Here is an 11,323-nt window from a genome sequence, read left to right on the forward strand (position 1 = left end):
GTTGTTCAAAGTATCAGACCCTCAAGTTTGCCCCTCAACAAGTCGGTCTTATTTAGAGTCAAACCCTCAAGTTAGACCCTCATTTAAGACGGCAAACCCTCAACAAGTTTGATTATCCCTTATTCTTGCGGATACGGATCTCACTTCTGCTAAAATATCTTGGATCATTATATAAACTTGCTGCAGCTCTCATTGCATCACTCATTTTGATACCTCCATGCGAACGTTTGTTGCGAACAATTGTTCTATAAATATAATATCGAACATATTTTCTGTTGTCAACATTTTTCGAACATATTTTCCGAACAAACATTTGCATTAATACTCTGGAATGTGCTATACTTAGTGTCAGTAAGAGATTCATATATTAGGAGGGGCCTATGTCAAAAGGTAAGATTTCACCTAAACAGCAGGAAATTCTTGAATATATTAAGGAACAAACGTTATCTCGAGGATTCCCACCTGCAGTTAGAGATATTTGCAAGGCGGTTAATTTAAAATCTACTTCTTCAGTTCATTCTCATCTTGAGACATTAGAGAAAAACGGATACATTCGAAGAGATCCTACTAAGCCAAGAGCTATAGAGATCTGTGATGATGGATTTAATATGGTCAGAACAGAAATTGTCAGCATCCCTGTTATCGGTCAGGTTGCTGCAGGAACTCCTATTCTGGCAGAAGAAAACATAGATTCATATATTCCAATTCCTGCAGAGATGTGCCCTAAGGGATCAGATGCTTTTATCTTAAATGTTAAAGGCGATTCAATGATCAACGCTGGAATATACAATGGAGACAAGCTTTTTGTTCAGGTGTGCAACACTGCCAAGAATGGAGACCAGGTCGTGGCTCTTATTGACGATTCTGCTACTGTTAAGACCTTTTACAAAGAGCAGGGACATATAAGACTCCAGCCTGAAAATGACTCAATGGATCCAATTATTGTTGATGATTGTAAGATACTTGGAAAAGTATTCGGAGTTATGAGATTCTATTAAATAAAAAACCCGCTAGCATACACATAATATGTTAGCGGGTTTTAAAATACATTTATTTACCTGAAGTTATTTAAGGTCAGATGTTTCCACAACCTTACCATCTCTCCAGATTCTCTCAAGGTCATAGAAAATTCTGTTTTCACTGTCAAATACATGGACAATGATATCGCCAAAATCTAAAAGTATCCAGTTTGCTCCGTCGTATCCTTCTACATTCTTGGTGAAAAAGCCTTCTCTTCCAAGCTTTTCCTGAACGTTATCAGCAAGTGCCTGTACCTGGTTTCTATTAGTACCAGCAGCGATGATAAAGTAATCACCAAGTGTAGAAATACTGCTGATATCTAGGACTTTGATATCTTCACCTTTTCTGTCTTCAAGAGCATCTACAGCAATTGCTGCCATTTTCTTTGAGTTTTCTAAATCTGACATGTACACCTCTTAATCATTATATCTGTCTTTATAGTATTCATAGGCGATCATTGTTGCATCGTCTATTTCTTTGCCAATGGTCTTAAGATATATTACAGAATTATGAAGGATATGTGCAAGACATCTATCAATGTCTGTGTAAGCTTCTTGTCTTATAGTATTCATATCATCTAAAGGCTTTCTGTTTGGCTCAATAAAATCTGCAATATATATTATTTTTTCAAGAAGGGACATATCTTCCCTTCCAGTGGTATGCCATCTGATAGCATTTAAAATATCAGTATCGTAAACATCATACTTGGTGCGGGCAAGAAACATTCCAACCTTGGCATGTAAGAGTGAGTGGTTTCTTTTTTCGACTTCTGAAATCTCAATCTTATTTTTTTCGCATATCTTAATCTGATCTTCATGTGACATGCATTTTGCGCAGTCATGAAGGAAACCTGCAATTAATGCCTTTTCAACGTCTTCGCCGTGGATAAATGCCATATTTGCTGCAGTATATGCAACACCGAGGGTATGATCAAACCTGTCTGGTTTTAGCTCTTTTTCCAGGGATTTTCGAAGCTTTTGAGATATTTCTATAGTCTTCATCGATAGAGCCCCTTAATACACATAAATTCAATACACTGTTCTGGCATAAGATACCTTACGGAGCGTCCAGTCTTAACTCTCTGTCTGATATCTGTTGATGAAATATCAATCCTGTTAAAGGTCATGAGCCGAATATCAGCTCCAAACCTTGTAGCAAGTTCTCTTTGCTTCTTATCCAGTGCAGCAATATCATCATCTGCTCTTACTGCAGCTAAAATAGTACAGGACTGCAAAAGCTCTTTTGCCATGTACCAGGTGTCAATACCAATTATTGAATCGCCGCCGAGTATCAGATACAGCTCATCTCCTGGATACATGAGCTTAAGCTCCTGGATAGTGTCATAGGTATAAATGCCCTCAGGCTTATCAATCTCAAGCCTCGAGCATGTAAAATATGGATTGTCAGATATTGCCATTTTAACCATCTGATAACGTATATCACCACTTGTAACTTCTTTTCTGTTGATCAGATGTGCAAGGTTGTTGGGGATAAAGATTATTCTGTCGAGCCCAAACTGTTCTCTAGCAGCTTCACCAAGAAGAAGGTGTGCGTTATGGATTGGATCAAAAGTTCCGCCAAGGATACCGATTTTTCTGCATTCCATATTGTGCCTCCATTAGTTGTTTGACTTAATTCTTCTTGCTTTTAGGTAAAATGATCTTTGGATCATCTTTAAATGGCTTATATAGTACAAATTTTCTTCCAATGACCTGAACAAGATCTGATCTTGAACGCTCAGAAACTGTAATCGCAACTTCCTTTACATCATCGAGACAGTTCTTTAAAACAGTGATCTTGATAAGTTCATGTGTATTAAATGCTTCTGAAATAGCATCTATAACTTCAGGAGTCACGCTGCCTTTTCCAATCTGAAAAACAGGGTCAAGGTCAGCTGCAAGACTCTTTAAATATGCTCTTTGTTTACTGGTTAATGTCATTCTTCTTCATCCTCATAGTCATCTTCGTTTGTATCATTAAAAGGCTGTGTGTCAGCATTTCTGTAATATTCAAAGCTGTAACCGTACATTCTTACTGTATCACCCTCGCCAATATGGAGCTTTTCAAGTTCATCAAGTATACCATTGTCAGCAAGGAATTTCTGGAAGAACGCAAAGCCCTTTTCAGACTCAAGATTTGTGTAACCAAGCATTTTCTCAATCTTAGGTCCTTCTATTACATACTCAGCTTCTTCACTGTCATAATAAACGGTAAATGACTCGTCAATATTTTTAAGTTCCTGCTCAGGGAAGTACTCCTGCTCAAACACTACCGGCTCAGACTCAGTCTCAGAAAGGGTCCTACTTACATAGTATAACAAGTCTTTGATACCTTTTCCAGTAAGGGTGGAGGTTGCAAAGACCTTAACCCCAAGTGGCTCATACTTTTCTTTGATCTTCTTAATTATTTCTGAATATTCCCCATCAGGGAGCATGTCAATCTTATTGGCAGCAATTACCTGTTTTTTCTTGGTTATATCTGCATTATAGCGCTCAAGCTCATTATTTATAGCTTCGAGATCTTCAAGTGGATCTCTTCCTTCAGTTGAAGCTGCATCCACAACATGGATCATCATCCTTGTTCTCTCTATGTGTCTTAGGAACTCATGTCCAAGTCCTGCTCCGTCAGAAGCTCCTTCAATAAGACCAGGAATATCTGCAACCACAAAACCTCTTGCATCGTCAAGATCCACAACACCAAGCATTGGTGACAATGTTGTGAAATGATAGTTGGCAATCTTTGGTTTTGCATTAGATACTTTTGAAAGAAAAGTCGACTTACCAACATTTGGGAAACCAACAAGGCCTACGTCAGCAATAACTTTAAGCTCTAATAATACTTCAAGCTCCATTGCTGGCTGACCAGGCTGAGCATACTTTGGTGCCTGCATAGTGGAAGTTGCGTAATGCATGTTACCATTTCCGCCTTTGCCGCCTTTAAGTACAACTACTTTGCTGTTATCGCCACTCATATCAGCGATGACTTTTCCGCTTTCAGCTTCTTTTATAACTGTACCCTCAGGTACATTGATAATGAGGTCGGATCCATTCTTTCCATGCATCCTCCTCTTATTTCCATCTTCACCATTTTCTGCTTTATACTTGCCACCGTAATGGAAATCAGCAAGGGTATTGATTCCCTTATCTACTGCAAAGATTATATCTCCGCCTTTTCCTCCGTCTCCTCCATCAGGACCACCATTTGGCACGTATTTTTCACGGCGAAAAGAAATATGGCCATCGCCACCTTTTCCGCTCTGAATGAATATTCTTGCTTTATCAACAAATACAGGCATATGTTTACCTCAATATGTTCTGAAAAAAATAGGCTTCAAACGAACAATGTTTGAAGCCTGATAAAAACTAATTACTTATTCTCTACAGGATGAACGCTGGCCTGCTTTCTGTCTCTGCCCTTGCGCTCAAATCTAAGAATACCATCAACAAGTGCAAAGAGTGTGTCATCGCTACCGATTCCAACATTTACACCTGGATGAATGTGTGTTCCGCGCTGTCTGTATAAAATATTACCAGCCTTTACGAATTGTCCATCAGCTCTTTTTGCTCCAAGTCTCTTGGATTCTGAATCTCTACCGTTCTTAGTAGATCCAACACCCTTCTTATGAGCAAAAAATTGAAGGTTCATATTCATCATGACTTATACCCTCCTAAATTTAATGTTCAAAAACTTCTTACCATACTGATCTGATATACCTTTGACACCAAGCTCAAAAGACCTGAGCAAAAGATCTGCTTCTTTTGAAGGAATATCCTTGAAAGATAATCTGATGATCCCATCATTTTCGCTTTCAAAAACATTAGTTTTATCTTTTGTAAGCTGCTCAATGGAATTAACAGTATTGATAGTCAGCACAGAAACAGCCGCACAAACAATATCTTCTCCATATTCAGCATATCCAGCATGACCATTACATTCTATTTCTCTATAATTGTCATCTGATGTCTTGGTTATTGTAATAGTTGTCATGGTATATTAAACCAAAAATTACATTGAAATCTTGTCAATCTTAACAAGTGTAAATGGCTGTCTATGACCGTTTTTCTTGTGATAGCCAGTCTTTCTCTTGTACTTGTAAACAACAACCTTCTTAGCACGGCCCTGCTCAACAACTGTTGCGCTAACCTTAGCACCAGAAACATCGCCTGCAACCTTAAGTGCCTTGTCATCGTTTACTGCAATAACATTGTCAAATGTTACTTCTTTTCCAGGCTCTACATCAAGCTTCTCAACCTTGATCTCATCGCCCTCGGAAACTTTGTACTGCTTTCCACCAGTTACAATAATTGCGTACATAAGTTACCTCCTTCTTCTAAAAAACTCGCTAACTTCGGCGGGGCAAGGCCCACTTATGCCTAGTTAAGCGGCATACCATGGTATATTAACACAGCCTCTAAGGCTTGTCAACAGTATCTGTGTTATTTTGTAGAACTTCTTTTAACGTTTTATCATTTTTGTTTCGAGTAAGCTCAATGATCCCAAGCCCCGTGATATCAATAAACTCTGTGTGAACCGTTTCTTTCCGTGCCAGAGTCTTTACGTAACTACAAAGCTTATCTGTATCTTCCTTACTTTTCATATTGATAAAATCAATAAGTATCATTCCGGAAAGATTGCGAAGCCTTATCTGCCTGAAAATTTCATCTGCTGCTTCGTAGTTGATCTTTAAAAAGGAATCTTTCTTTTTATCAATTGCTTTGCCAGAATTTACATCTATGGCATTAAAGCTTTCCAGCTGCTCTATTATGAGAAATCCGCCGCTTTTTAACCAGACCTTATTATGAAGAAGTTTTTCGATATCCTGTTTTATGCTATAAACGACAGATTTATTTATAACTTTGTAATCTGTTATTTCTCTGGACTTAAGAAAGTTTTTAGCTCTAAGGATATGTTCATCTATATCGCCCATCTTACTTTTCTTAATACAGGAATAAAGAGATCTCTTTTTGCCTTCTGTAAGAAGCTTTTCAAGTTCATTTAAAGAAAATCTTATATCTGCTATTATCAGCGGAACAGCTTCTTCTATTGGAAGTTCTGCACTTTCTGTTCTGATTATTACTCCAAAGCCGGCTTCAGATAAGGCATTAGAATATTCTGACAAAAGAGCTGGATATTCTTTTTTAATCTCTGCAATAAGAAGACTTCGAACATCCTCAGAAAGCTTAAGAGAAGCGCCAACACCACGTCTTCCAAGGGTAATTACTGAATATTGTCCAGAAACAGATATATGCGAAGTTAGCTTGGCTTTTTTAAGCTTAATTTCCTCTGTATCAACCTGTAACAGGATCTCATCCCCCTGTCTTAATTCTTTTGAAGATGAGATACTTCTATTTGCCACGCATGATGGCAAAATGCTCTTAAACGGAACATAACCAATCTTTCCGTCACCAAATCTTACGAAAGCAGATTGAAGATTATCCAGAATGTTATCAACCCTGCATAAATAGACACTGCCCAGATCTGATTCCCTTACGAGAGATAGAAAAGAAAGCTTGTCATCTATATATACAGATACAAGTGGATAATTTTGGTATTCAGAAATAAAGATATCAGCCATTTATGTATATTCTCTCATTTGTATCATTTGTTATGAAAGGTTCAATATAGTTCCCATCGCTATCGGACCCTGATCTATAGATATCTATCCTGTGTATGTCAAGGAATTTAGTGTCGAACTCCCTATTTACACTTTTATAAAAATATTCAAATATTAGCGCAGGTTTAAGTGTTTCCTTGCTGCTCATACTAAGAAGCATCTCTACTTTCCTGCTTTCGTGATCAAAAGAGTAGTTAAATATCATCTGTTTCATATCAATCTCTTTTTCACCACTCTTTGTCTTTTTCATGGCAGGAAGCTTATCATTTCCAAGGTACTGCTCAAGCTTATAAGTCCAGTCATCAAAATCAGCACTATCACGAAGTCTAAGTGAGTATCTCGCAGCAACAGAGAGAGTCATGGCCTTATCTTCTCCTTCTGACAGCTCTTTTATAGCACGTATTTCTACACCTTCGTTCATAACACAGTTTAACCTGTCCATGATATCCTGTGCTGAAACCATGGAATTGACAGTCATATCCAGGTATTCGCCATCGCTTGTTGCGCCAACACTAAGTGGTTGTGCAAAAGATAACACCTGGTGTGGGCTAAAGCCTTCAGAGTACTTTATATCAATATCTGCCCGTCTGATAGCTTTTTGAAAATAGCGCATAAGATCAAGATGACCTATGAACTTTATAGGTCCGTTTTTCGAAAATTTCAAGCGTAATTTATTCAACTGTCTTTTCCTCCTTGCATACACCAACGCCATAGGAAGCTGCTCCACAACCCAGGCATCCTTTTTTGCAGTTGGTTGAAGGAAGACCTTTCCTAGCTGTGTGCCATTCTCTCAAAAGGAACTCTTTTGTTACGCCGCAGTTTAGTATATCCCAAGGGAAAATCTCATCATCTTTTCTTTCCCTGGTGGTATAGAAAAATGGATCAATACCGCACTCATCAAAGGTTTCAATCCATTTTCCAAAATCAAAGAATTCACTCCACGCATCAAAAATACAGCCTTTTTCATAGGCCTTAAGTATTACGTCACAAAGCTTTCTATCGCCTCTGGCAAATATACCTTCCATCATACTTGCGTCAGCTTCATGCCAGTTGTACTTGATATGTTTCTGATTGAGCTGAGCCATGATTCCTTTCCTTGTCTTATTGGCTTTATCAAGGAATTCTTCTTTAGTATTCATTCTTGCCCACTGGAATGGTGTGAAGGGCTTTGGCACAAAGAAGGAAGTGCTGGCTACAATATCAATTGTTCTTCCATTTCTCTTTTCCTTGGGAACAGTTTCAAAGTAAAGAGCTGCAATCTTATTGGCAATATCACCTATTCCAAGTATGTCCTCATCTGTTTCACCTGGGAGCCCTAGCATAAAGTAAAGCTTTACCTTATTCCAGCCTCCAAGGAAGGCCTGCTCAGAGCCTCGAAGAATGTCTTCTTCAGTAAGACCTTTGTTTATCACATCACGCATCCTCTGAGTTCCTGCTTCCGGAGCAAAGGTAAGGCTACTCTTTTTAACATCCTGTACCTTACTCATTACATCAAGAGAAAATGCATCTATACGAAGACTTGGAAGTGAAATATTTATCTTTTTCTCATTGCACTTATCGATCAAAAAGTCCAAAAGCTCTGGGAGCTTGGAATAATCACTAGAGCTTAAAGAACTAAGTGATATTTCCTCATAGCCTGTGTTTTTAAGAGACTCAATTGCTATCTTTTTTAAGTACTCAATATCCTTTTCCCTAAGTGGCTTATAGAGCTGACCAGCCTGACAGAATCTGCAGCCCCTGATGCATCCTCGCATGATCTCCAGGACTACTCTGTCCTGGGTGACTTTGATGTAAGGAACTACAGGCTTTGTTGGATAAAACTCTTTTGAAAGATCAAGACACATCTCTTTATAAATTGTCTTTGGTATATCATCAAATACCGGTTCCATAGAAAGAATGGTGCCATCTTCCTTGTATTTGACATCATAAAGCGAAGGAACGTACATTCCGGGAATTTTAGCTACCTCATGTAAAAACTCACTCCTGGAAATGCCAATGTCCTTAAGATTTTTATAAAGGTCAAAAAGTTCCCTGTACCTCGTTTCGCCTTCACCGATGTAGAAAATATCAAAAAAGTCTGCTATTGGTTCGGGATTGTAGGTGCATGGACCACCACCAATAACTATTGGATCATCCCATGTTCTGTCTATAGTTTTAAATGGAATCTTTGAAAGATCCAGAATCTGCAGAATATTGGTATAACACATCTCATACTGGAGGGTAAATCCAAGGAAATCAAAGTCCTTGACCTTATCCTGAGATTCAAGCGCAAAAAGAGGAATGTCCTGCCTCCTCATCACTGCATCCATGTCCATCCATGGTGAATAGACACGTTCGCACCATACGTCTTCGTAGGAGTTGAACATTCCATAAAGAATCTGTATTCCGAGATGAGACATTCCGATTTCGTAAACATCAGGAAAACAAAAGGCAAATCTGATATCTACCTTTTCCTTATCCTTCATCACGCAGTTAACTTCGCCTCCAATGTATCTTTCCGGCTTTTCAATACTGAGTAATGTCTCATCTGACAGAGCTAAATTTAAATTCATTTTACTTTCCTTTATCGTCTTGACAATTCGTCTGTTATATCCTCCCAGCTAACATTTTTAACAGCCATGAGGACCATCATATGATACAGGAAATCTGACATTTCGTAAATAACCTCATTGTCATTTGGGTTCTTGGCAGCTATAACCATCTCTGTAGCTTCTTCCCCGACTTTTTTAAGGATCTTGTCAATGCCTTTATCAAACAGATAATTTGTATAAGATCCTTCTCTGGGATTTTCTTTTCTGTCTTTTATAACTTCATAGACACTGCCTAAAACCTTCTGAGGGTTTTTCTCACTGTATTCCTTTTTGGCTATGTCATTAAAGAAACAGGAATAACTTCCGGTATGACAGGCTGCGCCAATCTGTTTAACCTTAGCAAGAATCGTATCAAGATCGCAATCAGCTGTAAGGCTCTTTACAAACTGATAGTGAGAACTTGTTTCTCCCTTTATCCAAAGCTCATTCCGTGAGCGGCTAAAGTATGTCATCTTGCCGGTCTCAAGAGTCTTGTTATAGGCCTCTTCGTTCATGTATGCTAGCATCAGAACCTGATCAGTCCTGTAGTCCTGAACAATAACTGGGACCATTCCATCTGAGTTTTTCTTAAGATCTGCCCAGGTAAAAGAACTACTTAAAGACCTGTCAGTAACATCCTTTTCGATAACATCTTTCCCATCGTAAAAAAGATATTCATCATTTTCAGTATCAGGAAGCTTTGCTCCATCCTGATCTACAAAACGGATAAGCTCTGAACTTAATGACTCTACCTGATCCTTATTGTTATCTATAGTTTGAGGATCATCGTAGCAGATAACGATTTTTTCTTTTCCGAATTTCTCAGAAACCTCTTTTAAGATCTCAATGTTTGAAGGCTTGGAAAAGTTAAGGGCAGCTTTCTTGCAACCAGCATACAATAGCTTTTTTATGTCTTCCATCCTCTTGACATTTCCAGCTCCGGTAACAGGTACATCAACTTCCTTGCAAATGTCCTTGATAATATCAAGAGCCTCTTCATGGGCAGCATCGTTACCTGATTCAGACATATCAAATACTATGATCTCATCAGCACCGTTATCAGAGATGCTTCCTGCATAGGAAACTGGATCATCACTTATAACAGTTTTTCTGTCACTTGAGGATACGATCGTTTTATTCAAAAGAAATATATAGCCCGCTACTTTTTTCTTGTTATTCTGCATATTAAAGCGCTCCTTTAGTGCTCAGTACGTCTGTGATCCTGGGATCAAATGTAGATGCCTCGTCCAAAGCTTTGGCGAAGGCCTTGAACATAGCCTCGATCTTGTGGTGGTCGTTCATGCCTGTGATAACCCGAAGGTGCAGGTTCATGGCTGCTGAGTAAGAAACAGCATAAAAGAACTCTCTTACAAGCTGTGTATCAAAATCGCCAACCATAGGCGCATCGAAATTGGCATCCATGACAAAATATGGTCTTCCACACAGGTCAACAGCACTCATTACCAGGGTTTCATCCATTGGAAGTATCATGCTGCCATATCTTTTGATGCCCTTTTTGTCACCAAGAGCCTGTGCTATTGCCTGTCCAAGAACGATTCCAGTATCTTCAACAGTGTGATGACCGTCTACCTCAAGGTCTCCTGAAACTCTGACATCCATGTCATAAAGTCCATGTTTTGCAAATCCTGTAAGCATATGATCAAAAAAACCAATGCCTGTTTCGATGTTTGAAACACCAGTCCCATCAAGGTTTAATGAAATTTTTATATTTGTTTCTTGCGTTTTTCTAGTAACTGTGGCTTGTCTTGTCCCCATAGCTTGTGGCTCCTTAGAAATTGTAACTAAATGTTGTCGTTTCAAAATATTAAGATTATGTAAACTTGCATTTAATTTTTATTTTAGAAAGTTCACTTGCATTTTTAACACAATTTTACACAATTACAAATGTGATTTTATCGGCATTATCCATATCGGTCATTATTATAAAAACAGTCAAATCCTATTCAAACCTAACGGCGATAGAATTTGCATGTGCAGTAAGTCCTTCTCTGGTTGCAAACAATTCAATATCTTTGTGAACATTAAATAAAGCCTGTTTTGAATAAGAAATAATACTTGTTTTCTTTACAAAATCATCTACTGAAAGTGGCGAGAAGAA

Annotated in this window: 15 protein-coding genes; 1 reads left to right on the plus strand and 14 read right to left on the minus strand. The window is 38.4% G+C overall.

Going from position 1 to position 11,323, the window contains the following annotated elements:
* Positions 1-380: 380 nt before the first annotated feature.
* The gene (lexA, locus tag J6I68_RS06985; RefSeq protein ID WP_292218874.1) at positions 381-998 is read left to right on the plus strand and encodes a transcriptional repressor LexA; all 618 of its coding nucleotides are present in this window, start codon (positions 381-383) and stop codon (positions 996-998) included.
* Between the two features lie 66 nt (positions 999-1,064).
* Here lexA and rsfS read toward each other — a convergent pair whose 3' ends face one another.
* The 14 genes from rsfS to J6I68_RS17350 all read right to left on the minus strand — a co-directional run.
* Complete coding sequence (gene rsfS / locus J6I68_RS06990; RefSeq protein WP_292218877.1) at positions 1,065-1,427, minus strand: ribosome silencing factor; 363 nt, start codon at positions 1,425-1,427, stop codon at positions 1,065-1,067.
* 9 nt (positions 1,428-1,436) lie between these two features.
* Positions 1,437-2,021: a bis(5'-nucleosyl)-tetraphosphatase (symmetrical) YqeK gene (gene yqeK, locus J6I68_RS06995; protein WP_292218879.1), complete on the minus strand. Its 585-nt coding sequence runs from the start codon at positions 2,019-2,021 to the stop codon at positions 1,437-1,439.
* Positions 2,018-2,626 carry a nicotinate-nucleotide adenylyltransferase gene (nadD, locus tag J6I68_RS07000; protein WP_292218882.1) on the minus strand — a complete coding sequence of 203 codons (609 nt, stop codon included), beginning with the start codon at positions 2,624-2,626 and terminating at the stop codon, positions 2,018-2,020. Before nadD ends, yqeK begins: the two co-directional genes overlap by 4 nt.
* Positions 2,627-2,651: 25 nt before the next feature.
* Entirely contained in the window at positions 2,652-2,960 is a 309-nt protein-coding gene (gene yhbY / locus J6I68_RS07005) for a ribosome assembly RNA-binding protein YhbY (RefSeq protein WP_120738086.1), read from the minus strand.
* The gene (gene obgE / locus J6I68_RS07010) at positions 2,957-4,315 is read right to left on the minus strand and encodes a GTPase ObgE (protein WP_292218889.1); all 1,359 of its coding nucleotides are present in this window, start codon (positions 4,313-4,315) and stop codon (positions 2,957-2,959) included. Before obgE ends, yhbY begins: the two co-directional genes overlap by 4 nt.
* Positions 4,316-4,386: 71 nt before the next feature.
* Positions 4,387-4,674 carry a 50S ribosomal protein L27 gene (gene rpmA, locus J6I68_RS07015; RefSeq protein WP_292204361.1) on the minus strand — a complete coding sequence of 96 codons (288 nt, stop codon included), beginning with the start codon at positions 4,672-4,674 and terminating at the stop codon, positions 4,387-4,389.
* A gap of 3 nt (positions 4,675-4,677) precedes the next feature.
* On the minus strand, positions 4,678-5,007 hold the full coding sequence (locus tag J6I68_RS07020; protein WP_292218891.1) for a ribosomal-processing cysteine protease Prp: 330 nt from the start codon (positions 5,005-5,007) through the stop codon (positions 4,678-4,680).
* A gap of 18 nt (positions 5,008-5,025) precedes the next feature.
* Positions 5,026-5,334 carry a 50S ribosomal protein L21 gene (rplU, locus tag J6I68_RS07025; RefSeq protein WP_120738078.1) on the minus strand — a complete coding sequence of 103 codons (309 nt, stop codon included), beginning with the start codon at positions 5,332-5,334 and terminating at the stop codon, positions 5,026-5,028.
* 97 nt (positions 5,335-5,431) lie between these two features.
* The gene (locus J6I68_RS07030; RefSeq protein ID WP_292218894.1) at positions 5,432-6,595 is read right to left on the minus strand and encodes a ribonuclease E/G; all 1,164 of its coding nucleotides are present in this window, start codon (positions 6,593-6,595) and stop codon (positions 5,432-5,434) included.
* The gene (locus J6I68_RS07035; protein WP_292218895.1) at positions 6,588-7,313 is read right to left on the minus strand and encodes a TIGR03936 family radical SAM-associated protein; all 726 of its coding nucleotides are present in this window, start codon (positions 7,311-7,313) and stop codon (positions 6,588-6,590) included. The genes J6I68_RS07030 and J6I68_RS07035 overlap by 8 nt, the downstream gene beginning before the upstream one ends.
* Positions 7,306-9,186 carry a TIGR03960 family B12-binding radical SAM protein gene (locus J6I68_RS07040; RefSeq protein WP_292218896.1) on the minus strand — a complete coding sequence of 627 codons (1,881 nt, stop codon included), beginning with the start codon at positions 9,184-9,186 and terminating at the stop codon, positions 7,306-7,308. Before J6I68_RS07040 ends, J6I68_RS07035 begins: the two co-directional genes overlap by 8 nt.
* A gap of 11 nt (positions 9,187-9,197) precedes the next feature.
* A complete protein-coding gene (gene hisIE, locus J6I68_RS07045; protein WP_292218899.1) occupies positions 9,198-10,388 on the minus strand; it encodes a bifunctional phosphoribosyl-AMP cyclohydrolase/phosphoribosyl-ATP diphosphatase HisIE in 1,191 nt (396 codons plus the stop codon).
* A 1-nt stretch (position 10,389) separates the two neighbouring features.
* Positions 10,390-10,980 carry an imidazoleglycerol-phosphate dehydratase HisB gene (gene hisB, locus J6I68_RS07050; protein ID WP_292218902.1) on the minus strand — a complete coding sequence of 197 codons (591 nt, stop codon included), beginning with the start codon at positions 10,978-10,980 and terminating at the stop codon, positions 10,390-10,392.
* A 184-nt stretch (positions 10,981-11,164) separates the two neighbouring features.
* Positions 11,165-11,323 (minus strand): histidinol dehydrogenase (locus J6I68_RS17350; RefSeq protein ID WP_292218905.1); only part of this gene is annotated, 159 nt, incomplete at its 5' end.

It is taken from the genome of Butyrivibrio sp. (genome assembly GCF_017940685.1).
Lineage (GTDB): Bacteria > Bacillota > Clostridia > Lachnospirales > Lachnospiraceae > Butyrivibrio.